This is a genomic window from Terrimonas pollutisoli, assembly GCF_029360765.1.
Taxonomy (GTDB): domain Bacteria; phylum Bacteroidota; class Bacteroidia; order Chitinophagales; family Chitinophagaceae; genus Terrimonas_B; species Terrimonas_B pollutisoli.
Genome location: NZ_JARKNA010000001.1, coordinates 25,361 through 52,034, shown reverse-complemented (window position 1 = coordinate 52,034; position 26,674 = coordinate 25,361). Strand labels below are relative to the sequence as shown.

Here is a 26,674-nt window from a genome sequence, read left to right as displayed (position 1 = left end):
CATGACAACAAAGGAATTTCAACATATTGCAGCAAGCATTCCTCAACAACCCGGTATCTATAAATACTATTCCGCAACGAATGAACTGATATATGTCGGCAAGGCAAAAAACATTCGTAAAAGGGTTGGCTCATACTTCAATAAAAGTATTACCAGTTACAAAACAAATGAGCTCGTCAGGCGGATCAATCGCATCGAATTTACTCTTGTAAACTCCGAACAGGATGCCTTTCTTTTAGAAAACTCGCTGATCAAAGAGTTTCAGCCTATTTTTAATATCAACTTAAAAGATGATAAGAGCTACCCATTCATCGTTATTAAAAATGAACCCTTCCCCCGGGTTTTTCTTACCCGGAAAAGAATAGAAGATGGTTCACAATATCTCGGTCCTTATACTTCCGTAAAAAAAGTTCGGGAGCTAATTGAGTTCACCCGCCATACGATACCTCTAAGAAATTGTTCCCTCAATCTTACTCAAAAGAATATTGAGCAGAAAAAATTCAAAATATGCCTGGAATACCATTTGGGAAATTGCAAAGGCCCTTGTGAAGGACTTCAAACAAAAGAAGATTATGCAGAAAGTATTGACCAGTTAAAAAATCTGCTGCGGGGTAATCTTTCGCCGGTAATTCGCCATTTCAAGGAAGAAATGAAAACTCATGCCGCCAATCTCGCTTTTGAAAAAGCAGAAATAACAAAAAAGAAAATTGAATACCTGGAAAACTATCAATCAAAATCAGTTATTACCAATATAAAGGCTGGCGATCTCGACGTATTTGCTTTAAGAAAAGAAAAAGATATAGCTTTCGTCAACTTCCTGATGATTCGTAATGGAACTATCGTTCAAACACAAACCAATAAACTGGAAACTCATTTGGATGAAACGGAGGAAGAAATATTAAGCTTTTCAGTTGCTCAATTAAGAACCAGTTTTGATAGTAATGCTCCGGAGATTGTTGTTCCTTTTCCCATCGATTACCCTCAGGATCAAATAACAATTACTATTCCGAAAGGCGGCGATAAAAAGAAATTGCTTGAACTTTCTGAAAAAAATGTCGACTACTTTATTGAGGAATTGAAAAATAAGGAAAGACTGAAACTCCCGGCAAATACTGATCAAATCAAGATACTCGAACGATTACAGGCAGACCTGCAATTGCCCGAATTACCCGATCATATTGAGTGTTTTGATAACTCTAATTTCCAGGGCAGTTATCCTGTTTCGGCTATGGTATGTTTTAAAAACGGGGTACCGAGCAAAAAAGATTATCTCCATTTTAACGTGAAAACTGTGGAAGGTATCAATGATTTTGCCTCGATGAAAGAAGCTGTTTCTAGACGATATAGGCGGCTTATAGAAGAAAGTCAGCCTTTTCCCAGGCTCGTAATCATTGACGGTGGAAAGGGGCAATTGGGAGCAGCATCAGAAGCAATTGATGAGTTGGGTATTGCCGGTAAAACCACCCTGGTCGGATTGGCCAAAAATGAAGAAGAACTCTTTTTTGTAGGCGATAAAGAGTCTTTGAAACTCCCTTATAATAGCGATAGTCTTAAATTAATTCGCCGGATCAGGGACGAAGTACACCGTTTTGGAATCACTTTTCACCGCAATAAAAGAAGCAAAGGCACTTTTAAAAATGAGTTGGAGGATATTACCGGTATTGGAAAGACGACAGCTGATATCTTGCTAAAAGAATATAAATCAGTGAAAAAGATCCGGGAATTGCCGATTGAGGAGTTAGAAAATACTGTTGGAAAAGCCAAAGCTTTACTGGTATTTAACTATTTTAACAACCAGCAAGAAGAAGGTTATTAAATAAAAATGGGGCCAGGATAGAAATCCAGCCCCGTTTTTAAAATCCAATATCCTATGAAAAACCGAGACGAAAATACAAATATTTTCCTATAATCCTAATAGTAGGCGCATATATTTTTTGCTTTTTATTTATTGCTTAGAAATTGTTTATCAATAAAAGAGCCCCTTTGACAAGGGGCTCTTTTTATACAAAATTTCGCGGAAAAACTTAGTAAGACCAAAGATCCTGCTCATAATTAAAGATCTTCTCTTTAATGTTCTCACCCTCTAACAATGCCAGAATGGGATCTTTTATGTATTGACGTATGGTACGGTTAGCAGCATTATCCAAAGTAGATTTAGTAATATAGCTGGCGAACATGCGGCTTTCAAACAATTCCTCCCAGGTCATCCGGCTATTACCCATATTTTTGGGATTATAAACCTCGTATTTAGTCAGGATTGGACGCATATCCGGGTAGTAAACCCAAAACATCGGAGTGCTTCCGGGCCTTTCCTGGCCATTTGGGAAAAATTGTGTTTTGAGCGGAGCAATTCCAAGAATACGGCAGAAATAACGACTGGCTTCACGGTCAAAAACCCACTCTTCTTTTATTCTCAGTTTCACCACACTTTTCGCATCAAAGCTGGCTCGTGTCACCACATAACGAATCACTTTGCTGGGATCGTTAGGATCGACTTGGGGAACAGTATCTGCTGTACCCACCGTTTGCTGCTGAAGGTCAGCAATAGTAACAGGCGTGGTAAACCGGTCGTCCGAAAAAGCTGTCACCTCACCAGAGCTAACTGCCTTCAGCAACATATTTACAAACATCTGGCTGCCATTATCACTTTCAGCCTCGTAACGGAACGGAGCATTCATTTTTTCACGCAGATCCAACTCACGCCATACTTTTTCAGCAAATAGGGCATCGTCTGCTCTTAAATGCTCATAAGTTAATGGTGTACGGGCATTCAAACTGCTTTTGTCAAAAGCATTATCATTACGGAGTGACTTTTTTACGACTGTGTCAGAAACACCTGCTGAGTCAACAACGATGGGAATATTGCCGTAAGGATTGTAACCCGATGGCGGCGTGGTTATATTGGTCTGTTGCTGATTCTGCTGTGCATTATTAGCAGGAGCATTTGTCCTTCTGCGGCCGGTACGCTGGGCATTAGCTTCAGCTACCAATATTGATGCACACACAGCGAGTAAACAACCTTTTACAACAAAACTTTTCATCTCTTCAAAATTTATTTTATATAATATACCAGCGAAGGTAATTTCTGATTTCTACCATCGGGACCAACTGCACGAATATTATCAATCGTTACTGTTCTGTTAGGACCAAGGCCTCTTACAATTTGAAGGGCTTTCGGGCTCCAAAGATTACCTTGACAAGCAGCTTCATCAATATCTCCTTCAGCATTGTCGGCGGCGATGGTGAAGCTGGTTACAGAATATTTCAAATTGAGCGGGAAGTCTTTGATGTAGGCACCCACACCTGATTGTGCTTTGAATGCACCTGCCGATATACTTTCACCACTGGGATAAGCACCCACAGTTGCAGCAGGCTGAGGAATCGTACGAACACGGAACTGGGAAACACCAGCTACTTTGCCATCAACAGATACTGTGATCTTGCAATCATCGGTTACTGTATTAACCTTGGCGATGTATTTACCACCACCAACTTTAACCAAAGAACCGCCGCCGCCGCTGATAGATGCTTGTACTTTATCATCACCACCACCGCTTGCCGCGATAGTTACTTTATTATCATATCCAACGTAAAGAACGTTCATTTCATCAAGAGCAATGGAGGCGTTGGCTTGGCCAACAGTATAGGTAACATTTTTCTCAATCGTCTCCATTTTTCCCGTCTCCTGATTCATGTAAGTAATTTTTACAGGAATGCTATGCTGTCCAACACCACCCCCTTGTAATTTGGTATGCGCTGCGCCATCGTCTCCAATTTGCACCGGTGAACCGCCGACAACTATTATTGGTTGTGCTTTTTTACTAAAAGCACCAACACCTGCGGTAATTTCAATTTCTTGTCCCGGCATTAGATAGTTAGAGCTTTGTCCTATTACAGCCCCATAGCTATCAAACACGACATTTACTTCTCCAACTTTATTGTGGCAAAATTGAACTATTCTGTTCTCAGAAGTTTTCACGTCATTCTGAAACTTACTTAGAATAGTTAAAGCGGCTACAGTAGGTACCATGTGAAAATAGGCGCCTTCCCACGTCTTGCCCGCCTGATTTTTACTGGCTGGCTTGTCAAGATTGATAGGAAGTGTGGTTTTAAAAGCTGAATCAATGGCAGGGTCAACTTTAAGAACAGTCTTTTTATAATTATCCAAAGCCGCCAATAACTTTTGGCCCTCACCTTTTTCAATCATGATACGAGTAGCAATGTCCAGATTATCTTCCTTGAACTTTTGTTCAGGATTGTTTGGGTCACCCCCTGCTTCACGAAGGATTTGATCTTTTAAAGTTTGAACGTAAGCAAAGATGCTTTTACTCAAAGTTTGTACTTGCTGAGCTTTGGGATACCAAATATTCGCTCTGTTTGCACTAGATGGATCCTTTGTTTTATCTAACAATGAAGCCATGATAGTCTCTGTAGATTTATTTACAGTTGTATTGGTATTCTCCAAGCTTTTATTCACCGTTTTGAAGGCATTCAATATCTCAGATGATACGTTCAGCGCCAGCAGGGCTGTGAGAACGAGATACATCATGTTGATCATTTTCTGCCGGGGCTCACGAGGTAAAGCCATGATGATTTGGTTTTTATTTTAGTTAATGGTGCTTATCAAAAAATCTAGGATACGGGATTTCAATTTTAAAATCTAAAACGAACCCTTTATTATTAAAAATTTTATTAGCTACGACCTTGCATAGCGCTGAGCATATTGCCATAAACATTGTTCAGGCGGCCCAGGTTAGTAGCCAATTGTGCAATTTGCTCTTTTGCTTTTTGAGCATCTTCTACACTACCCTGCATAGCTTCAGAAGCTTGTGTCAGGTTGCTATAGAATTTGTTCATTGCTTTCAGGTGATTATTCGTATCCTGCAACTCTAATTCATAAATAGTATTCAGAGAAGCCAGGTTTTTAGTCAATACAGTTACCTGATCGTGGAATTGTTTTGTGCCTTCAGCTGCATTGTTGAAATGCTGAATGCTGTTCGCTGCACCTAGGTAAGCATCTTTCATAGTACCTAACGCATTTGCTGCTTCGCGGGTCTTAGCAGTGTAGTCACCTGTTGCGGCTACTACATCTGAAATGTCAGCCATTCTATCTACAGTTCCACCTAATTTTTTGAAGTTATCACCCAGGCGACCCAGGTTAGCCGGAGTAATATCTGCTTCACGTAGCATATCATCCAATTTATTCAGGGCTGGATTACCAGAACCTCCGGAATTAAGAGCCAATGGTGTAGGTTTAAAATTAGGATCCAGATCAGGGTGTTGGTTAATGTCTGGAAAATAACGTTGCCAGTGTGGTTCTTCAGGAGGAGGCACTAAGAATGCCATTACGAGGAATACGATGGCTTCAGCGATCAGTCCACACATGATAGCTATATCAGCACCTTGCCAGTGAAGGATTTTCATCATTGCCGCAAAGATTACTACTGCGGCAAAAAAGCTGAAAAGAAAATTTAGTACTACCTGGCCTTTGTGGGTTTTAAAGAATAGCATAAAGGGTTCGTTTTTATAGATTATTAAATTTTAACTAAAACGATGTGAATATGAAAAAAATTGTATAGAAAAAGAGGCCGCAGAAAAATACCTCTTTGAGAAAGTTTTTATCTGCGACGTGCTTTTTGAGGAGCAGCTGGTAAGTCAATTACGCTGCGGAATCCAATATAAGATTTGGAAGAATCCTGGTATTCATAAGTGCTGGTACCTGTTTGCAGGTAGTATCCAACATCTTTCCAGCTTCCACCACGAATTATTTTACGCTTCATCAGCGGGGGATCATCATCTTTAGCATTCCAGCGAACATCAGGATTCATATCATGCTGGAAGTTATTACGTCCTTCATAATAAATCGAGGAAGTCCATTCTGCCACATTACCTGACATGCAATACAGACCGAAGTCGTTTGGCCAATAAGCATCTGCACGCACTGTATAGAAGCCCCCGTCTTCAGGATAGTTACCACGACCAGGCTTAAAGTTTGCCATTAAACATCCCTTTTTATTACGCAGGTAGTAGTTACCCCAGGGGAACATTGATTGTGAACGACCACCACGGGCTGCGTATTCCCACTGAGCTTCAGTTGGAAGGCGGAAATCGGACTCCTGCACTCTTTTTTTGCTATCCAAAAAAGCATTCAGGTACATTGTTCTCCATTCGCAGAAAGCAGTAGCCTGTTTCCAGTTTACACCCACAACCGGATAGTTACCAAATGCAGGATGCGAAAAGTAACGTTTGGTCATTGGCTCGTTGTAAGAATACGCAAAGTCACGAATCCAAACCAAGGTATCAGGATAGATAGGAATGTCTTTTTTCAGGATGAATTTAGAACGGGATTTACCCGCATTCTCTCTTTTAGCTGCTTCCTTTAGATCAAAGGTTTCGGAATGAAAAACAAGCTTGGACGCATCCAGTTCCTTCTTTCCAAAAATCCTTTCTTCAGGAACCAGAATGAGATCTGTGTTTCCAAGAGCTTCAACCGTCTTGGGGTCATCCCATTTCATTTGTTTCATGGCAGCCCAATCAACATATTCGTTCCCGTCTGCACCAGCTTTTACTTTACCTAACTTGCGGGCGGCGACAGAGTCACGTACCCAGTAAACAAACTGACGATACTCGTTGTTGGTGATTTCCGTAGCATCCATCCAGAAGCCGCTGATTGAAACTGAACGATTGCGGGAGCTAAAGGCATATGCAGGATCCTCATCACTGGGTCCCATATGGAATGTTCCCTGGGGTATATAAACCATACCCGGAGGCTTAGGCAGTGTATACCTGTTGCCCGGAGAAATTCCGTGCACCTGGCCATCATTAGGCAGGCTGCTGCCTTTATTTTTCTTTCCCAGTATTCCGCAACTGGATAGCATTGAAATGCAAACAATTGCAAGAAATGCGTAGTTAAGGTTTTTCATTTTCATACTCTTAAGGGTATTGGGGCAAATATAAAATTTAGGTTTATTCATCACCACAACGTTACAATTTATTTTAGTATGTCCAAATCGGGTTTTACGACGTAATTATTCTAACGCATATTAAGTCTAAATTATTGTATTAACATAAAATTAATTGGCTATTTCAAACCTGATTTGTTCCCGTACTTCGGCTATGGAACTGACGGGTTTTAAACATGCAAAATTTCTACATATATAAACAGATGGGACTTTTGAAACTGCCTTTCCGGCCAGTAGGGGAAACTCCTCATTTTCTGCCGATGACACCATTAGAACCCGTTGAGGTATGAATTCCGACAACAGTTCTTTATGGATCTTTTTTATCTCGGCCCCCAAAACTGCCACTTCCGCTGTTCCGCTTATTGACTCCAGTAACAGACAGTTCCAGTATCCAAAAGAAGTGGGATATTTCGTTATTACCTGGCCGAGTGAAAGCACCATATCCTGGCTACGCTGACCCCAATCCCCTCTGTCGAAGTACAGGGAAAGGCGATGAAGATTCTCAGCCATCACGGCGTTACCGGAAGGGACTGCCCCATCATAAACTTCTTTTTTTCGAACAATAACATCGGTCTGTCCTTGCCCGGTATAAAAAAAGAAGGTGGCTGCCGGTTCACTAAAGTTGTCGATAACAAAGTCAGCAATGCTTTTTGCTTTTTCCAGCCATTTTGTATCAGCAGTTATTTCCTGCAAGTGAATTAACGCCTGTATTAAAAAAGCATAGTCGTCAAGGAATGCCGGATATTTTGCCTCTTCGTTTTTCCAGGTGTGAAAAAAGCTTTCTGAATTTTTACTACAGAACCTTTCCAACAGAAACTGCATGTTGGCAATTGCCAAATCCCGGTATTCTTCCTTCCCCGTGGCTGCATATGCTTTACTACTCGCCGTATTCATTAAGGCATTCCAGCTTAAAATAATTTTATCGTCAAGCAAAGGCTTTACCCTGGTATTTCTTTTTTCCAAAAGTCTTTGGCGACCTCCCTTCAACAGGCTAACTAAGACAGATTGTTCAATGTTATTCTCACGGGCAAAATGCTCAATTGGGGTCTTCACTCTTAAAATATTTTTCCCTTCCCAATTTCCTTCTTGGGTGATATCATAAAAACGACAAAATATGTCCGCCTCATCTCCCAGGAGTTGCTCCACCTCTGTTTTTGACCACACATAAAATTTACCCTCCTCTCCTTCACTATCTGCATCCAATGCTGAATAAAAGCCGTGCTGCGGATGAAGTAATTCCAGGCGAATAAAACTCATCGTCTCATGAATTGCATTAGCATACTTATCTTTTTTTGTTAATTGGTATGCCTCACTTAGTGCAGAAATCAACAACGCATTATCATACAGCATTTTCTCAAAATGAGGGACTAGCCATTCCGTATCCGTTGAGTACCTGGCGAATCCTCCTCCTATTTGATCATAAATACCGCCATCAATCATTTTATCCAATGAAAGCAACGCCTGCCTGAGCGAAGCATTTGCTTCTTCACTTGCAGACTCCTGCGGTATGGATTGATGACTTTTAACATGCGCATACCGCAATAAAAACTGTATGGTAAAAGTCTGAGGAAACTTCGGTGCCCGTCCAAAACCACCCCACTCTTTGTCAGCAGCTTTCATGATGTTGGCAAATGACTCGGCTAATTTTTTACCAGTAAACAAATTTGACTGTTCGCCTGGCTTTTGTAACCCAAATGAGTTTGACTGCAACAAATGACTGGTTAAGCTTTCAGCCTGTTCTTCGATCTCATTTCTTTTTTCCTTAAATGCGTTCATTACACCCAACAAGGTCTCTTTCCACGAAGCTCTGTTGAAAGCCCGAACAGGTGGAAAATAGGTGCCGCCGTAAAAGGGCTTTGTCGATGGTGTAAGAAAGACATTGAGTGGCCACCCCCCGCTCCCGGTCATAGCCTGCACTGCATCCATATAAATGTGATCAAGATCCGGCCGCTCCTCCCTGTCGATTTTAATATTGACAAAGTGTTCGTTCATGATCAATGCTGTACTTTCATCTTCAAAGCTCTCCTTTTCCATTACATGGCACCAATGACAAGCGGCATAGCCTATACTGATCAAAATGGGCTTATCTTCTTCTTTTGCTTTTTGCAAAGCTTCCTCTCCCCAGGGATACCAATCTACCGGGTTATGAGCATGCTGAAGAAGATAAGGGCTGGTTTCAGTGCTTAATTTGTTTTTGTGTGTAGGCATAAAGGCAAAGTACGCAGAAACCATGTGGCCTAAAAAAGAAAAAGGGCACTGATTAGTGCCCTTAACATCTTTTTTAAAATTATTTTTTCTTGCTTGCTTCAGCTAAAAATTTATCAAGCGCTGCTACCATACTGGGTGCCTGCGGCTGGGGAGCTTTTATTTGTAAGGTTAGGCCTGCTTCCTCAGCTGCCTTGGAAGTATTGCCACCAAACGCACCTATGAAAGTACCATTCTGTTTGTACTTTGGGAGGTTGTCAAACAAACTCTTAATTCCACTTGGGGTGAAGAAGCAAATGATGTCGTATTTATTTTTTGCCAGTAGATCCTTTACATCATTACTCTGGGTACGATACATAAAGGCTAATGCAAATTCACAATTATTAGCCTTTAGCCAGTTGACGATCTCATTATCCTGTTGATTTTCGGAACATACATACAGGAATTTTTCATTGCCTTTATGCTTGTTGATTACGTCAAACATGCTCTTATTAGTCCCATCGGCGCCATAGAACACTTTGCGTTTGCGATACAAGATGAATTTCTGAAGATAAAGTGCCACCGCTTCGGTAATGCAAAAATATTTAGTGTCCTGGGAAACGCTTACTTTCATTTCATCACAGGTACGAAAGAAATGATCAATAGCATTTCGACTGGTAAAAATGACGCCGGTATAGTTTGGAATATCTATCTTTTGTTTGCGAAAATCACGGGCCGGTATTCCTTCAAGACGGATAAAGGGTTGAAAATCCAATTCCAGGTTGTATTTTCTTGACAGTTCAAAGTACGGCGACTTATCACTTTCGGGCCTCGGCTGGGTGATCAAAACTTTATTTATTGTTTTGGCCTGAACATCGGCCTTTGTAACCCCATTTTTTACCATGTTGTGGTGCGGCTAAATTTGTGCAAAGCTAAGCTATTCTACTTAGAAAAAGAATAGTAAAAGCTTGTAAATCAGCAATAGGGGAGCAATTTCAAAGGCGCACAGGTACAAAAAGAAGTGAAATAGGTTGAATCTGACCTCGTTACGAATAGCAGCGAATCCTAAAATAAAACGGTATAAGAAAAGCCCCGCTATACAGCACCACGATAGCATAAGTGCAACCGAATGCATCGTTCCGTCGGTAAATGCCAACAAAATGTTGAAAGGAAGCAAGGCAATACCAATCACTTTATTAATGATAAATACAATAAAAATATAAGATTCAGCTGCCTTTTTCATATTGAAAAGCCAGCCACACACTATCAGGCCTATAAACTTAACCAGATAAATTATTGAAAGCCCGATACAGCAATACAAATACGACAGCCAAAAATTATCGACCGGCTTAAACCCAAAATAATGCAACAAGAAATTTGCATACAAGCCGGCACTGGCCACGAAAAACCCATTAAAAACCAATGAAGGAAAAGGTGTTTGCATCAGCTGTTCCTTTATCTGCCTCTGCTTCATGGTAGTGCGAAAGAAAACACGGAACAGGTCGTTAAAATATTTGGAAAAGGCCAGCTTTAGCAGCGCAAAAATTATCACCAATACCACAAGGACATAGAAAAGCAACTCCTTCCCATTAAATTTTTTTATGTCGGATGGCGTAACTACCGGCCTGGTATTAAAGTTGAAAAAAGGATGGCGTTGCAGTATTTGTTCCTGAAGAGGGATATCGCTATTTGATTGCCACAACGAATCCCTGATAATTGGTCTTTTTGAAACGGAATCGGAAAATATCAGGGTAGCGGAATCAATACTAATGCTGTTACTATCCGCATTTAAAATCGTATCGGCACTACGATTTGTTTGCGCAAGTATGGTGTCCTGCGCAGCGACTCGGACAGATACAGATAAGATAATAACAATGGATAAAAAAAAACGCAGCAAGTACTATTGATTGAAATGCAAAAATAACAGCCGGACATTCAACTTCACAACTAAAATAGTCACGATTATTTCCGTATTAAACCGGCACAAGATTGCTAAAAATAGTTGACGAATCCAAAGTGTATTTTTGATTGACGCAAATTAAAGGGTAAATCACTTCGCTTCCCTACAGCCCATGCCAGGTTGAAAATTCCCACCTTCGTCTCAAAGGCCAGGCCCAGCCCGGTTCCAAAATAGGTGTAATCAACGTCTGCATTTTGACTATTGTTGCCACCCCATCCTCCGTCGGTAAAGGCATAGAAGTAGGAGTTTTGGCCAACGAGGTAACGATATTCTGCCGTTGCTACAGCAAATTGGGATAAGTATTGACTCTCCTCGTCAAAGCCCCTTAACAATTTATAGCCGCCAATCTGGAAAAGTTCGTTGCGGAAAATATTACCGCTTTGAAACATACCGCCATTAACAGCCAACTTTATTGTGCTCCGGTTTTGTTTTCCTAATGGAAGATACCGGGCCGCCGAAATCTTTATCCGTAATTGATACGTCTTCAATTTCACCGTGTCGTATAACGTTCCAAAATCAAAAGAGGGATTCCCGGGATCTTTCAATTCGAGAATCTCATTGTTCTTTTTTATTTTTTTAGTGCCCACAGCTGTTATGATCCTGAACTCATTTCCTTTTGTGGGATTTAAACGATAGTTAGTATTATTGAATTCGTAATCTATCCCGGCACTCACGGCACTTACATCAGCCTCATCAGGCAGGCGATAATATTGAGTGACAAAATTTTTATTAATCCCATTCACAATCGTGGAAGTCCGTTGGATAAATATTTTTCCGGCCTGGTTGATGTTTAAAATATACTGAGCACCTAATTGGAAATTTACATTCAGAAACGTACTGTCCTTTCGAAACATATCAAAGGAAAAATCAAGCCCAACCGGTGAATTGAAGAGGTAAGGATGCTGATATAAAATATTTAATCTTGGTGATTTCACCTGCAATTGCTGCCAGTTTAATCCGATTGTTTCCCCAGCACCCAATGCATTTTTCAGGTTCAGATTAGCTTCTCCCGTAATCAAAATCTTCTTTGAAGACAACTGGTCGTTATTTGGCAAAAATCCAACCAGCACATTTACCTGGCTGCTTTTCTTTGGCTTCAAATACATTTCCAGTGTAGAGCCTGTGCCTAACCAGATAAGTTTTGACGGGTATTCTTCTTCAACATAGGTTAGCTCCCGCATACGCCGGCTGATTCGCAGCAACTTTTCCTTACTGAACAGGCTGCCGTTTTTAATATCGAGGTATCGTTGTAAAAATTCATTCGCAATTTTAGCGTTGCCAACGATGTGAATGCTGTCGATTTTATAAGAGGGGCCTTTGTCCAATTTTAATTGTGCCCGCACGCTGCCACTATCTATCACCATACTATCCAGGTAAACTTTTGCAAAAGGATAGCCGTTATTCTCCAGGTAGTTTAGCACTTTTTCCTGCCACTGCTTCACCTGTTCAAAATCCATCGGTTTATTAGTAAATATCTTTTCTCTCCAGCCAACCGACTGCAATATCGAAGCGTCAATTTGTTTTGCATCCAATTGCGCCCATTGATATTGTTCCCCGAGGTATAAAGCGATCCTGGCAAAAGCCGAATCATAAAGTATACTATCCAGCGAAGCCGTCACATACCCTTTGGCTATAAGAGTGGCGGGCAAATCATTTATATAACTAATACATTCATTGCGGGAATCAAAGTTGGTTTTAATACCTACTGATGCAGCGAGAAAAGCCGAATCCCTATCAACGCCATTTAAAAGAAGAGGATAACCGGATTGACCCGCAGCTTTCATGCAGATCAACAAAAATGCTGTAACCAATATTTGCAGTCTTAATTTTGTCATCAACTTCATTCCTTACTCCTCTCCGGAGGGGATGGATTGGTAAAAATATTTATTTAAATCAGAAACCCGGTTGAGCGGAATTTATATACATATCCCGTTTTGTAAACAAGCTTGTTATTATTGCAATTTCCATTTTTCGACTTCATTGCGTTCTAAAAACGAATTAGTTGATGCTTTATTGAAAGAAATCGAATTACAGCAGGCTAATTTTAAAGAAGATGAAAAAATAGAAACTATCTACTTTGGAGGCGGCACACCCAGCTTGTGCACTAAATCCGAATTGGAAAGCATTCTCGGCAAGATAAAATCGCTTTATACTGTTTCTCCGGAAGCGGAAATAACGCTGGAAGCCAACCCGGATGATATCAGCATTCAAAAACTTAGCGAGTGGAAAGAAATTGGTATTAACCGCCTGAGTATTGGGATACAAAGTTTTTTTGAGGAAGATCTGCTGTGGATGAACAGGGCGCACAATGCACCGCAAGCACTCAAAAGTTTGCAGTTGGCGCTTGATTATTTTAAAAATATAACAATCGACCTGATCTATGGCACACCGGGATTGACCAATGATAAATGGAAGCAAAATGTAGACAAAGCCATCTCATTGGGAATTCCACATCTATCCTGCTATGCCCTAACAGTGGAACCTAAAACACCGCTTGACAAATTAATACGGCAACACAAAACTGAAAATATAAACGCGGAGACTCAATCGGAGCAATTCCTTTTGCTGATGCAGTGGCTCGAAGAAGCAGGATACGAACATTATGAAATTTCCAACTTTGCAAAACCGGGATTCCGCAGTCGTCACAACTCCTCTTACTGGCAGGGAAAAAAATACATTGGGATCGGACCATCTGCTCACTCATTCGACGGCAATACCCGATGGTGGAATATTGCCAACAACGCAGCGTATATCCGTTCAATAGGGCAGGGAGTTATTCCCTTTGAACAGGAAACTCTCACTATTACGCAAAAACTGAACGAATATATCATGATCTCTCTTCGCACGGAAGAAGGATTGAATCTTACAAAGCTTGCGACAAAAGAAGCAGACAAGTTAGCAGCAGAAAGCAGCAAATATTTGGAAAAAGGACTTTTAAAAAAAGAGGGTAATTTTTTACGGCTGACAAAAGAGGGCAAACTACTGGCTGACGGTATTGCCGCTGATTTGTTTTTTGATTAAGAGTGTTGTTTGCGGTTTTTGTACAACTTATACAATTCGCCAATTATGAGAGTCGCAACCATCAGCAAGATGGCGGCGGGTCCGAAACCATGATAAGACAGCGGCATATTACTTGTTTTTATCTGCCTATCAGACCAACACCTCTTCTATTTGTTTAAAACCCTCAGCGGGTTTAACATTTTCCCAAAGGATTTTATAGATAGACTCCGCTATTGGCATTGATGCTTCAATGGATTTGTTAATATTATAAATACATTTTGCCGCATTATAACCTTCCGCCACCATGTTTAATTCGAGCTGCGCCGCTTTTACTGAATAGCCCTTGCCGATCATATTGCCGAACGTACGGTTGCGGCTGTACAGGGAATAACAGGTTACCAATAAGTCGCCAAGGTATACCGAAGCTGCGTAGTTAGGAGTTTTGCGATGCGTAACAGGATCCTCTCCTTCGTGTTCGCCAACAACAATATGTTCTGCACCGAACTCCTTTAAAAAGGAAGCCATTTCATCGGCGCTATTGGCTATATAAACACTTTGAAAATTATCGCCATATTCCAGGCCATGCGCAATACCCGCTCCCAACGCATAGATATTCTTTAACACAGCTGCATATTGCACACCCAGTATGTCATGATTAACTATTGTGTTAATATAGCTGTTGGTGAAATAGGACGCAATTTGCGAAGCACCAGTTACATCTATTCCGGAAAACGTGAGATAGGACAATTTCTCCGCAGCCACTTCTTCGGCATGGCATGGCCCCAACACAGCAAAATAATTCTCCAGGGGAAATTGAAACTTTTGCTGCAAGTAGTAGTTAAGCAGTATGTTTTGCTCCGGTAAAATTCCTTTTACGGCAGACACAATTTTTTTACCCTCTAAGTGTTCTGGCTTTAAATGGGCAATACTTTCATCGATATATGCAGAGGGAATGCCGATCACAAGAATCTCTGAGTTGCCGATCACCTCCTCAATTTTTGCCGACATGGAAAGCAATGAAACATCAAAATAGGCAGATTGAAGATAAGAGGGATTATGCCGGCGTCTCTTGATATATTCTATACTTTTTTCATTACGTATCCACCAGTTAACGGCGTTTCCATTATCTGTCAGGATCTTTACTAATGCTGTCGCCCAACTTCCGCTGCCAATGATACCAAATGTCTGAACCATGATTTGGGTGGATTTAAAAGATTAAGAGGAGATAAAATTAAGATAGAGCCTCCTGAAGACTATATAACCAATTTATCCCTCATGATCATATTCTATCTTTATTTGCGAACTCAACAATATTCACAATCATTCTTATTTGTCATGCAATATCCATAAAAAAAGAGCCTTGTAATTACAAAACTCTTTCAATTTCTTATTAATCCATCCAATCTCCCCAAATCCCAGTTCAGACTATTTCTTTTCAAACAATTTATCTTTCGGCACAACAGTTACTTTCATGCCATCCTTCAATGTTTTACTAATTGCATTGTAAGGACCCACAACAACATCTTCTCCGCCACTTAAGCCACTTCTTATTTCGATGTAATTAATGTCCTGGATACCCGATTTCACTACAGTTTTTTTCACGGTACCATCTTTTTGCAACACAAAGACCACCTCTTCCAGTTCATCACTAATGGCAGTTTCTGTCATGTTCAGGTTATCTTCTTCTTTATTTGCCTCGTTTTCTTTTTTCTTATCCGCTATACTTTTATCGCTACCTTTTACCCGGGCATTTACAGCAGTGATCGGCGCCGCCAGTACATTGTCTATCCGTTTTGTCTTAATGTCTGCATTGGCATTCATCCCGGGCCTGAACGGAAATCTCTTTGGTTTTGATGGGTCAATAAGATCTTTATATGATCCCCTGTCAAGTCTTATCCTTACTTCATAATTGGTTACTTCATTGGAGACAGCTGATGCAGCGGTTGTTTTGGTACTACTGGCGATTTGGGTAACAACACCTTTGAATTTGCGATTGTTATAGGCGTCCAGCTCCACATCTGCCGAGTCACCAATATTTACTTTTACAATATCATTCTCTCCCACATCCACTCTTACTTCCATCACACTCATATCAGCAACCGTCATCATTTCGGTGCCTACATTAAAGCTATTACCTGCTACTCTTTCTCCCTTTTTAACCTTCAAAGAAGATATTACGCCATTCATCGGGGCCACCAAAGTGGTACGGCCAAGGTCTTTGTTGGCTTTGGTGAGGCCGGTTTCAGCTGTTCTTACGTTCGCCTGCAAGCCTTTGATATTTTGCAAGGCTGCGTTATAATTGGCCTGCGCCGACCGATAGGTTGTTTCAAACTGCTCAAATTCGGATTGTGAAATTACTTTTTGTTCAAACAAGGACTTGTTGCGTTCATAAGCCTGCTTTGCCTGATCCAATGAAGCTTTGGTAGCGTCCAATGCTGCCTGGCTATTGCTAACTGTTGCCTCCGATTGCCCCACCTGCGAAGCGGCTTCATCCCTTTGCAAAGCATAGATATCGGCAAAAATGCGGGCCAGCACCTGTCCCTTTTTCACGCTATCCCCTTCCTGCACATTCAATTCGGTGATCTCACCAGAAATATCGGGGCTAATTTTTACCTCAACCTCCGGATAGATATTTCCGCTTGCGGTGACTGTTTCGATAATGGTTCTTTTCGTCACTTTTTCAACAGCTACTTTTACAGCTCCACTATTCTTACCGGCTATAAGCGTCCAAATCACTGCCACCACAACGAGTGTTGCTACAATTATCAATATCCATTTTAAAGTTTTATTCATACCCTAAATCCGCCGCGGCGGACTATTTATACTCCGACAATCGAAAAAACTTCTTTTGTGCGGAATAGTTAAAAAATATTCATGTTTTCAGCTCCTGTTCTTTACTCATCTTCATAACTGCCACTTCATCTTTATATCTCAATTCAGCATTTTCGAAGTTACAAATCCAATCATGCTCGCCGAAAAACGAGCCTGCCTGACGGTAGGCAGGGGCTGTGCTTTAGCAAACCTTTAGGGGTTAGGGGTTACAATTTTAACCCCTGCCCCTTATAAAATTCCAGCAACTTCATTTTAAATACATAGTCTGCCTGTGCTGAAGCCCTGTTGATCCTGGCACGAAATAAATTGTTCTGGTTCGTGATCAGGTCAATGGTGTTTAATAATCCAACATCAAATCTTTTCTTGGCAAAATCGTATGCTTTTTGTGAAGTCTCCACAGATTTTGAAGATGCGTTAAATTTCTGTAAAGCTGCTATGGCATTGGCATGTGCCTGGTAAATATCCTGTTTCAGTGTTTTTGAATCCAGTTCCCGCTGTAATTCTACATTGGTAACATTGAGCTGCGCTTTTTTCCAGTTTGTTCTCGCAACGCCACCATTAAAAATCGGGACACTGAGACCCAGCCCAATTGATTGGCTAAAGTTATTATTCAATTGTCGGAAATAAGTATTTTTTGTTGTTCCTGTCGGAAGCAATTGCTGCGATTGAACGATATAATTTGATCCATTTATATCAACAAAGCCAATTGGAATGATTGTGCTTGCATAGTCCTTAGGCAATAATTTTTGCGCATCCGAATAACGGGTATCCAGCCCACCAAATAAAGAGAACGAGGGATACAAGCTTCCTTTGGCGGCTGCCACGTTTTTTATAGCAGCCTGCAAATTCAATTCATTGATTTTTTGCTGCGGCATATTGGTCGTCGCCAGTTGATAAACTGCCGCCGGATCAAGATCGGCTAAAGCCTCTACAGGAATTAACTCCACGGGAGGTATTTCAACATCGAACGGCACATCGGCATCGACATTAAGTAGTGCCTTTAATTGCAAAACTGAGAGAGTGTAGTTCGCATTGGCAGTAAGGAGCGTTGAACTGTCATTGGCCAGCTGAGCCTCTATTTCAGCAAGGTTCAATTCAGGAAGTGCTCCCGCATCTACACGTTTCCTTATATTGTCGGCCTGGTCCAGGCTTTGTTTTACCTGCACATCACTGATCTTAATTTGCTCCGCATTCAACACGATTTGCAAGTAGGCATTAGCCACATTCAAAGCAATATCGTTTCTTGCTTTCTCAACCCCCTGCACATAGGCATCCGCCTGGAAACGGTTAGCGGCTACTGTGTTTTTTTTTCTGAACCAATTGAACAAATCAAGGTTCACATTAAGTGAATGGTTAGTAAATAAAATTTTATCATTGGTAAACTGGTTGGTGGAGGGATCGATCGATCGCCCAAATTGATAACCGGCACTATTTTGCAGGTTGGCATATGGATATTGCGATAGCTTACTTTGCTGATATGTTAATGCTGCTATTCTTGCCTGCACATCCGCCTGCCGAACAGAGATGTTATTTTTCATCGCATATTCGACGCATTGGCGCAAATCCCATTTTTGCTGCGCAAAAGAACTTGTAAATGTGAACAGGAAAAAGACCAGCTTGATACTGCGAGTTACCATTCGACAAAAATAATTGAAAACAAATGCCGCCATATTGATTTTTGATAAACGGAGGTTAAAAATCATACTAGTTTTTGTAGGGCCTGGTCAAGGTCAGCAATCAGGTAATCAGGCTCCTCCAGTCCCACATACATCCTGACTGAACGATGAGCCACATTAGCTACGTCAAACCCGGCCAGTTTTACGCTGGCGCATTTGGGAATTATCAATGACTCATGTCCTCCCCAGCTTACGGCCATTATAAAATGTTTTAGCGACTCGCAAAAAAGAACAATGCCTTCCCTTGTTTTGGCTTTTAGTGAGAAGGTCACGAGCCCTCCCGCATCTTTCATTTGCATTTTCGCCAGCTCATATTGTGAAAAAGATGGATCAAGAGGAAAGATAATGTTTTCAATCAAAGGGTGTTGCTTCAGGTATTCAATAATCTTCCGGGTAGATCTGTTAATTCTTTCCAGTCGCATCGGCAAAGTCCTTAGCCCACGAAGTAATAGCCATGCATTAAAAGGCTGAATACCACTACCAATATTTAGGTATTCACTATCAAAAATCCTTTTGATAACAGCGTGTGAGCCGGACAATACACCACCCAGCGTATCACTGTGCCCACCAATATATTTGGTGGCTGTTTGCATAGCGAGGTCCACACCCATTTCTATTACATTTTGTTGCAAGGGCGTGCAGTAACTATTATCAATAAAAGTGAAAATATTTCTCGTCTTTGCTAATGCACTGACGGCACGAATGTCCTGCAATTCGAAGAACCAGCTATTCGGTGACTCCAGATAATAAAAACTCGTATTGGATCGTGTAGCCGACTGCCAATTTTCTACGGCAGTTCCATCAATATAAGTTGTCGTAACGCCAAACCTCGGCAGTATCTCATCAAACATTTTTTGTGCCCACGTATAGGGAGCTCTTACGGAGACGATATGATCACCCGCCTTCACGTTGGCCAAAACGCCGGCAAAAATTGCGGCAGCACCGCTATTGAAAACAAGACAGTCTTCGGCCCCATCCAATGCCGCTAATTTCTTACGCAATATCTCCACGGTAGGATTTAATCCCCTGCTATAGAGATAATCACTCATTTCATTTTCGAAAGCGCTGTATAATTCATCTACTTTTTTAAACGTAAAATTGCTGGCCTGGATGATAGGGGGAGATACTGCATTAAAATAATTTTCCCTTTCTTCACCCAGTTCATTCAATATGTAAGAAATATCAGTTGGAAGAGACATTCGAATTTTTTTTCCGGTGAGTAACTAAAAAATAAATAACCAGGAAGGCGGCAAAAACTGCTGTTCCTATCATAGCAAGCCTGGGTGTATTAAATGCAATTGAAATACCCACAAAAACATAAGCCAGGATAAAAATGAGTGGCAACAATGGATACAACTTCATTTTATAAATTCCGGTCCCGTCCAGGTGTTTTGTACGCTTTCGCAAAATGAAAATAGTAGCGGCAGAAGTGGCCATTCCTATTGAGTCTAAAAAAATAGTAAATCCCAATATCTGGTTAAATTCGTTGGCAAAAAACAACACAATTATTCCCATGGCTGCAAATACAGTCAGGCTCACAGTAAGCACATCCTTTTTTTCATCTTTTTTCTGGAAGGGTTTGGGCAATATTTTGTCGAGGCTCATGGCATACATCACCCGCGGATTACTCAACAATAATACATTTACATACGCCAACACAGCAATAAAAAGCAATATGGAAGCAGCGGTCCTGCCTGCCGGGCCAAACATTTTTTCTACGACAATGGATGCGATCCCACGTGACGTTTTCAGTTGTTCAAACCCGATTGCATTATAGTACGCATAACTTACGGCGAGGTAAAGAGAAATAATAATTAATATCCCGATAAAAATGCCCTTGGGGATTGTTTTCCTGGGCTCATGTATTTCTTCACCAAAATTGATGGTTTGCTGGTATCCGCCATACGTAAAAGAAACAGCTATCAGGGCGACACCAAATGATTTGATATAATCCATCGTAGTGAATTCCCTTGCTATAGCTGCTGCCGACGAACCAGCTTCCGGCGAAATGAAGAATATAGAACTAATCAGTAAAACCAGCATCCCGATCTTGATGATCATCAGAATATTTTGGGCCGTAGAACTCATTCGAAGGCCTAAAAGATTTACTATATAAAATATAATAATCGGGACCATCGCTATGAAAGCCCGGGTGGTATTATCGGGAACGGTTTTAAAAATAACCTGGGATATATATTCGCTTCCGATCAGGGCCACACCCGCCATGGAAGCCGCATTAGAAATCAGAATAATGCAATTGATGGCAAAGGCTATGGAAGGATGATAACATTCAGCAAACACTTTGTAATAACCACCTGTAGCCGGAAAGCGGGAGCCTATTTCCGCATAAGTTAACGCACCACAAAGTGCCACGATACCACCAGCAAACCAGGCAACAAAAAAAATAGCAGGAGTAACAGAAGCATTGGCAGCATCAGAAGAAGTACGGAATATTCCCATCCCGATCACCAACCCAACCACAATCATCGTAAGATCGAAAAGGCCCAGCTTGTTTTTTGTCATGGATTGAAGATAGCAAAAAACAGTTTGTTATTGCTAATCCTCGTATTGACGATAGCCTTAGCGGAACTTCGAAAATGGATAATATCAGGATGCTAATATGAATACAACTGTGTTTCGATAACCAGGATAATAGCATCATTACTCAAGGCTTCCATTTCTACTTCATTGGTTTCCCAAAGAGCAAGCCCATCCCGGGCATGCAACAACCTGCCCTGCACTTCAAATGCACCTTCAATTACAAACACAAAAACTCCAGGGTTTTTATTGGTCAAATGATAAACTGTTTCGCCTCTGCCATTAAACTTACCTATAGATACAGTAAAGGGTAAAGCTGCGGTTTCGGGTGAAATTTTGAAAAGGCTGTCTATATGTTCATTTACATTGTAGGTGCACAGGTGATTGTCTTTTGTTTCTTTTACTTCCGCTGTCCTTATCCATATCTGTAAAAAATTTACCAAGCCATCGTTGAAGGGATTGCGTATTTCCAGCGTTCCGCCTTTATCAAACGTAAGCAACTGCGTTTGTCCTGCAGCCACGGTATTTTTATTGCCATACGAATCGTTAAAGGTTATAGCTCCCATTACCGGCAGCAAAACGATATGAGAATTTTCCTCTATCAACATTTTCAGCGAACAGCCGGCATCCAGGGTATCGTCATTTACTACATATATATTACCAAAAGGATATTTATGTTCATTAAAATATTTTCCAAAGTTGAAAGTATTCTGGCTGCTGAACCATGCCGTTTCATTCAGCCCTCTTTCATCTGCCAAAAAAATTTTTGCTTTTGTCTGCTGTATCATACTTCCTCTGTTTTTAATGAATAAATACTGAGAAAAGGCTGTAGTTGTACCATTTCAGTTAATACACCGTCATCAGTTTTTTCTTCACTGCTCTGCGATACTAATAAATAATTACTGACTGTATCATGCCAGGTGAGCGGCTCGCTGAAGAAATTGATAGCAGCCTGGTGCGCCGATTTATTTTTTATATCAGAGTTGATCAGTTCAAACCTGTAGTTCTCAAACCGAAGAAAATGTTTTCCAACATTGTTTAAAATATCAGGCACTACTCCTTTCAACTGCTGCAGGTAGCCAACAATAGCCGTACTAACAAGAAAGTGCAATTTTTCAGCACCGGGGGCATGCTGTAATAAAGCAGCAAATGTTGTATGCTTTTTTTCCTGGTTATAAAATTGCGACTGCATTAAGAACTCTTTATACGTACTTTCAAACACCAGCTTATCCCACAGCTTTTGCGAAGCAGTGTCAATTATTTTCCGGTAACGAAGCCGAATGATCTTCTGTTCCATAAAAATTATAAAGAAGGCGCAGGTAAAAACCTAACGCCTTATGGTTGCGGATTGACTCTAAGAAAAAATATCAGGCAGCTACATTTATGGTATGCGTAAGAGTATATCCCCCGCTCAGGCTTCCTGCTACCGTTGCCAATTCGGCCCCTGCACTATCATCACTGAATACATTATCCGATGCATTGTACGTATAGCCTGTCATTCCTTTCGAATATCCATAAGCCACGCCACCGCTGCCATTCACCGTTGCCACGGCACTGCTGCTTCCTTCCGGAAAAGCAATTTGTGTTACCAATAATGAAGTGCCTGATGCATTATAAATATGTACATGTATATGAGTAGCCCTGCTTTGGTACCAGCCCGGGAATATAGATGTAAAGGTTACCAGGCCATTTGCATCAGTAGTTTGCCGGCCTCTTAAAAAATGTACTGCCGTATAATTGACTGACTGCATACTTGTGCCGCCATACTCTGAATAATAACCATCTTTATCACAATGCCAGATATCAACAATGGCGTTTGCTAAAGCCGCACAACTATTATTTGTATTCTTAATCGTTACCTTGATCGTAAAAGCGACGCCTGTCCTATCGTCCTTGATATCGGATCTTACCAATGATGAAGGAGTAATAGTTGGAAATGGACCGGCTGTTTCAGAGGGCGATACGCTGCAGCTTCCACTTCCACTGCCTGAACCGCTACCAGTTCCTGTATCCGTGTCAGTAGTAAGATCCTCTTTTTTACAAGCCTGCAATATCAACGGAACCGATGTAGCTCCGATGAAAAATTGTCTCAGGAATTTTTTTCTTGACTGCTCCATTGTTTTTCGTTTTAATAATTAAAATTTCAATTATTCCTGCCGGCTATCAATTCCGATAGATGAACAGGCTTTTTGTACCGATAAATCACTCTTACTTGAAAAAACAGGCCCTTTGAAACGAAGGGCCTGGGAACAACCAATTGCACATAACCAAACCATATCACTTGTTTCATTTCGCCACTCACCTCTTTGACGATAGAGGCTTACTCTTTCGTATGTTGTATCGGTATATACCCGGATTGTCCCGGTAAATTTTTAATACCTGATAACAGGACAATCGAAAGTGTTCTTTTTACCCAGCCTGTAAACAACTCCTATGCTATGACTGTAGTAATGATCTTTTTCAGCAGGATTTGCTGACCGGCTGAAACCATCCAGGTAATCGGTACTGCTGATCCGGTAGGACGTTTCCGCACTAATACCAAACCTATCAGAAAAATAATACCTTGTCCCAATACCAACTGGGAACACCAATAAGCCTCGCGGCACTGAATGTTGAGCATCTTCTGCCAGGCCTTCTATTAAAGAGGATTCGCCAGAAAAATACTCTGTGTTTAATCCGGACCAGTCTCTCCGTATTCTCAAAAAGCTGTAACCAACTCCGCCAAACAAATAGGGAGAAAAACCTTTTCCGGCATAGTTTCTTCCCAGCACATTCCACTCCGCAATGCCACTTATTTCAGCCACTGAAGAACGAAACTTAAAATTTCTTTCCTGCCTGTATACTGGCTTATTATACTTTGAATCATCTCCTTTTATCGATCCAATAAAAAGATTGGCCCGTACTGAAAAGGAAGAATTCAAAAACCGTGAAGCGAAAATGTTTAATTGTGGTTTCATGGTTTTATATGATCCCAAATCAGATGGTGTCAAATCACCCTGGTAAATGAAAGTGCCAGCACCGATGCCGAATTGAAGTTTTGGATTGAGTTGGGAATAAGCGAATATGCTATACCCAATACTCATTACAATGATACTAACTGCTTGCTTTGATAATTTATTCATCCTGGTTTTGATTTGGTGTGGAGAATACAGCAGTTAGTAACGGGTAGCTTAAACGTCGGCTACCTTTGCTAAACGCAAAAAAGTTTATCTATCGTTTTAGGAGTTTGTTAAATAAAACACAGTGTCGGTGAGAACCGGAAAGGTATCGACGAATCGGTTTTTTGTGCTGATAAATCCGTTAGGGTTTATTTTTTCCACTCTTTGATAAAGCTGGAATAGCTGTCACTAATCGGAAGCTCCGTGGAGGAAGACAATTGTACTTTCCGGTTGAGAATAGAATTTACTTTTTCGATTGCCACGATATAACTTCTGTGAATACGTTTGAATTTTTCGGGAGGCAGTTTTTCCAGCACTTTTTTCAAAGGCATCAATGTAAGAATGGGCTTGGCATTGCTAAGATGTATTTTAATATAGTCCTCAACGCTTTCAATATATTCAATATCAGCAAAAGGAATTTTAATCAGCCGATATTCCGAGTATACAAACAAACTCTCAGCGGACTCGCTGGTCTGTTGATTTTTATACCGGGAATACTCTATCGCCTTCTTCACCGCTTTTGAGAATCGCTCAAATGAAATGGGTTTTAATAAGTAATCAATGGCGTCCAGTTCGAACCCTTCGAGAGCAAATTTTCTATGTGCCGTCGTAAAAATAATGATCGGTTTTTCCTCCAACGACCGTACCAGGTCGAGCCCGGTTATGTCAGGCATGTTAATATCAACAAATAAAATGTCAACCGGTATTTTGCGAATAAATTCTGCGCCTGAAATGGCATCATCAAAGACTTGCAGCATTTCTAATTCAGCAAACCGGGCCACATAGGTTTTGATCAGCTCCAGGGCCAGCGGCTCATCATCAATAGCGACACATTTTAAAGGCATAATGATGGAATTAATTGCAATTTTAACCAGGCAAAGTTAATTGTACTGAAAACCTGCAGTTTGTCTTGTCTATTGACAGGTCATATTTTCCAGCATATAAATGTTCAAGGCGCTGCCGGGTATTTTCAATACCAATTCCTGTGCTTTCTACATTGCGCGGGGTTTCATACAACTTGTTACTACAATAGAAACGGATAGCCTGATCATCAACTGTTAATTGAATATCGATGGCGGAAGGTTCGCGGTTACTGATACCATACTTAAATACGTTTTCAATAAATGTCATCAGGATAAGCGGTGCAATTTTCTTACCGGCAATTTTACCTGACACTATAAAATTGACATTCATTTTATCACCAAGCCTCAATCGCTGAAGGTCAATATAGTCCCTGATAAAATCCATTTCATTTTCTAATGGCACAAACTCCTCCCGCACATCATCCGTGACATAGCGCATGATATTGGAAAGCTTCAAAATACTTTCAGCCGTATCATCGCTTTTAGAAGCTGCCAATGAATAAATATTATTCAGCGTATTAAACAAAAAATGGGGATTGATCTGTGCCTTCAAAAACGATAGTTCAGCATTCGCTTTATCCGCTTCTGCCTGCAACGCCCTTTGCTCAGTTGCCCGCAATCTTACCCGGACCTGTATGGCCATACTCATGGCCAGGATGGTGAAGTAAAAAAATATGCTGACCACATCTATTTTTTGCAAACCCCTTGTATTCATTGGTGAACCCGGTGGCTTATCGCCGGGCTGCCTCATGGGAGGTGGTCTTTTGAAGTCATCGACAGGTGATGGTGGCGGCCCGGGATTCGGCATCTCCAACCCGGTATCCGGCCCCCGATCACTCACCATGCGGTCAAAAGGCTTCAGCAACCATACCGAGATCAATAAAATAAATAACGAGCTTGCGTATAGAAAAAACTTTTTCTTCAGGTAAAGCTTTGGTATCAACCACCAGCTATGGAGATAAAAAATAAAAATATAAGTAATAAAAAATAGCCAGGTATTGGGTGAAGCGAGTGTCGATAGTATGCCGCTATAACCCGATTGACTAGTGACAAATAACACAGGCAAGCTTAGAAATAATATCCAGGCGGCAATATGAGTAACAATCGTGTAGCTCTTTGACTGGATCATATACAAAAAAACATGCTTTGCCTTAAAAATAGCTGAATGTATCGGTATGCGGGGATTTTGTATGGATGAAAAGACAAACTACGATGGCCAAAACATAAAAGCAATCGCGGTAGCAGCTTGAAATATTTCTGATTGCATAACAGTTTACTCTCCCTACATTTGCCGCCGGTTTGGTTTCCCGATGTAAATGATCGGGATTAAAAGGGAAACCCGGTGAAAGTCCGGTGCTATCCCCGTAGCTGTAAACCCCCTAACCCCTAAAGGGGAGTTAGGAAATCTAATTCTGGATGCCACTGTTTTTTACACGGGAAGGCAATTAGGTTGGGGTGAGCCAGAAGACCTGCCAGGCCAGTTAACAATCATTCAATGCTT

Annotated in this window: 21 protein-coding genes and 1 riboswitch; of the genes, 2 read left to right on the top strand and 19 right to left on the bottom strand. The window is 41.0% G+C overall.

Going from position 1 to position 26,674, the window contains the following annotated elements; translation table 11 throughout:
• Position 1 precedes the first annotated feature (1 nt).
• A complete protein-coding gene (gene uvrC / locus P2W73_RS00190) occupies positions 2 to 1,816 on the top strand; it encodes an excinuclease ABC subunit UvrC (RefSeq protein ID WP_276499946.1) in 1,815 nt (604 codons plus the stop codon).
• Between the two features lie 208 nt (positions 1,817 to 2,024).
• Here the strand turns inward: uvrC and porN are convergent, their stop codons facing one another.
• The 8 genes from porN to P2W73_RS00150 form a co-directional block, all read right to left on the bottom strand.
• Positions 2,025 to 3,041 carry a type IX secretion system ring subunit PorN/GldN gene (gene porN, locus P2W73_RS00185; protein WP_276499945.1) on the bottom strand — a complete coding sequence of 339 codons (1,017 nt, stop codon included), beginning with the start codon at positions 3,039 to 3,041 and terminating at the stop codon, positions 2,025 to 2,027.
• A gap of 11 nt (positions 3,042 to 3,052) precedes the next feature.
• Positions 3,053 to 4,588, bottom strand: a complete 1,536-nt coding sequence (gene porM / locus P2W73_RS00180) for a type IX secretion system motor protein PorM/GldM (RefSeq protein ID WP_276499944.1) — start codon at positions 4,586 to 4,588, stop codon at positions 3,053 to 3,055.
• A 104-nt stretch (positions 4,589 to 4,692) separates the two neighbouring features.
• Positions 4,693 to 5,511 carry a type IX secretion system motor protein PorL/GldL gene (gene porL, locus P2W73_RS00175; RefSeq protein WP_276499943.1) on the bottom strand — a complete coding sequence of 273 codons (819 nt, stop codon included), beginning with the start codon at positions 5,509 to 5,511 and terminating at the stop codon, positions 4,693 to 4,695.
• 107 nt (positions 5,512 to 5,618) lie between these two features.
• Positions 5,619 to 6,923 (bottom strand): T9SS ring complex lipoprotein PorK/GldK, encoded by a 1,305-nt coding sequence (porK, locus tag P2W73_RS00170; protein WP_276499942.1) that lies wholly within the window; start codon positions 6,921 to 6,923, stop codon positions 5,619 to 5,621.
• 150 nt (positions 6,924 to 7,073) lie between these two features.
• Positions 7,074 to 9,170 carry a thioredoxin domain-containing protein gene (locus tag P2W73_RS00165; protein WP_276499941.1) on the bottom strand — a complete coding sequence of 699 codons (2,097 nt, stop codon included), beginning with the start codon at positions 9,168 to 9,170 and terminating at the stop codon, positions 7,074 to 7,076.
• A 79-nt stretch (positions 9,171 to 9,249) separates the two neighbouring features.
• On the bottom strand, positions 9,250 to 10,050 hold the full coding sequence (locus P2W73_RS00160; RefSeq protein ID WP_276499940.1) for a uroporphyrinogen-III synthase: 801 nt from the start codon (positions 10,048 to 10,050) through the stop codon (positions 9,250 to 9,252).
• Between the two features lie 42 nt (positions 10,051 to 10,092).
• Positions 10,093 to 11,043, bottom strand: coding sequence for a DUF4271 domain-containing protein (locus P2W73_RS00155; RefSeq protein ID WP_276499939.1), 951 nt, complete (start codon positions 11,041 to 11,043; stop codon positions 10,093 to 10,095).
• Positions 11,044 to 11,138: 95 nt separating this feature from the next.
• Positions 11,139 to 12,941: a POTRA domain-containing protein gene (locus P2W73_RS00150; protein ID WP_276499938.1), complete on the bottom strand. Its 1,803-nt coding sequence runs from the start codon at positions 12,939 to 12,941 to the stop codon at positions 11,139 to 11,141.
• 70 nt (positions 12,942 to 13,011) lie between these two features.
• On the opposite strand from P2W73_RS00150, the gene hemW reads away from it, so the two are divergent.
• Positions 13,012 to 14,127, top strand: a complete 1,116-nt coding sequence (gene hemW / locus P2W73_RS00145; RefSeq protein ID WP_276499937.1) for a radical SAM family heme chaperone HemW — start codon at positions 13,012 to 13,014, stop codon at positions 14,125 to 14,127.
• Positions 14,128 to 14,256: 129 nt separating this feature from the next.
• Here hemW and P2W73_RS00140 read toward each other — a convergent pair whose 3' ends face one another.
• The 11 genes from P2W73_RS00140 to P2W73_RS00090 all read right to left on the bottom strand — a co-directional run bounded on the left by P2W73_RS00140 (position 14,257) and on the right by P2W73_RS00090 (position 26,302).
• Entirely contained in the window at positions 14,257 to 15,300 is a 1,044-nt protein-coding gene (locus tag P2W73_RS00140; RefSeq protein WP_276499936.1) for an NAD(P)H-dependent glycerol-3-phosphate dehydrogenase, read from the bottom strand.
• 231 nt (positions 15,301 to 15,531) lie between these two features.
• Positions 15,532 to 16,899, bottom strand: a complete 1,368-nt coding sequence (locus P2W73_RS00135) for an efflux RND transporter periplasmic adaptor subunit (RefSeq protein ID WP_276499935.1) — start codon at positions 16,897 to 16,899, stop codon at positions 15,532 to 15,534.
• Positions 16,900 to 17,144: 245 nt separating this feature from the next.
• On the bottom strand, positions 17,145 to 18,575 hold the full coding sequence (locus P2W73_RS00130) for a TolC family protein (protein WP_276499934.1): 1,431 nt from the start codon (positions 18,573 to 18,575) through the stop codon (positions 17,145 to 17,147).
• 62 nt (positions 18,576 to 18,637) lie between these two features.
• Positions 18,638 to 19,813, bottom strand: coding sequence for a trans-sulfuration enzyme family protein (locus P2W73_RS00125; protein WP_276499933.1), 1,176 nt, complete (start codon positions 19,811 to 19,813; stop codon positions 18,638 to 18,640).
• Positions 19,797 to 21,137, bottom strand: a complete 1,341-nt coding sequence (locus tag P2W73_RS00120; RefSeq protein WP_276499932.1) for an APC family permease — start codon at positions 21,135 to 21,137, stop codon at positions 19,797 to 19,799. The genes P2W73_RS00125 and P2W73_RS00120 overlap by 17 nt, the downstream gene beginning before the upstream one ends.
• A 92-nt stretch (positions 21,138 to 21,229) precedes the next feature.
• Complete coding sequence (locus tag P2W73_RS00115) at positions 21,230 to 21,940, bottom strand: pirin family protein (RefSeq protein WP_276499931.1); 711 nt, start codon at positions 21,938 to 21,940, stop codon at positions 21,230 to 21,232.
• Complete coding sequence (locus P2W73_RS00110; RefSeq protein ID WP_276499930.1) at positions 21,937 to 22,449, bottom strand: hypothetical protein; 513 nt, start codon at positions 22,447 to 22,449, stop codon at positions 21,937 to 21,939. Before P2W73_RS00110 ends, P2W73_RS00115 begins: the two co-directional genes overlap by 4 nt.
• A 70-nt stretch (positions 22,450 to 22,519) precedes the next feature.
• Complete coding sequence (locus P2W73_RS00105; RefSeq protein ID WP_276499929.1) at positions 22,520 to 23,269, bottom strand: dioxygenase family protein; 750 nt, start codon at positions 23,267 to 23,269, stop codon at positions 22,520 to 22,522.
• Between the two features lie 255 nt (positions 23,270 to 23,524).
• Positions 23,525 to 24,274, bottom strand: a complete 750-nt coding sequence (locus P2W73_RS00100) for a DUF6089 family protein (protein ID WP_276499928.1) — start codon at positions 24,272 to 24,274, stop codon at positions 23,525 to 23,527.
• 185 nt (positions 24,275 to 24,459) lie between these two features.
• The gene (locus P2W73_RS00095; RefSeq protein WP_276499927.1) at positions 24,460 to 25,155 is read right to left on the bottom strand and encodes a LytR/AlgR family response regulator transcription factor; all 696 of its coding nucleotides are present in this window, start codon (positions 25,153 to 25,155) and stop codon (positions 24,460 to 24,462) included.
• 22 nt (positions 25,156 to 25,177) lie between these two features.
• Positions 25,178 to 26,302: a sensor histidine kinase gene (locus tag P2W73_RS00090; RefSeq protein ID WP_276499926.1), complete on the bottom strand. Its 1,125-nt coding sequence runs from the start codon at positions 26,300 to 26,302 to the stop codon at positions 25,178 to 25,180.
• Positions 26,303 to 26,456: 154 nt separating this feature from the next.
• Positions 26,457 to 26,664, top strand: a riboswitch (cobalamin riboswitch).
• Positions 26,665 to 26,674 lie beyond the last annotated feature (10 nt).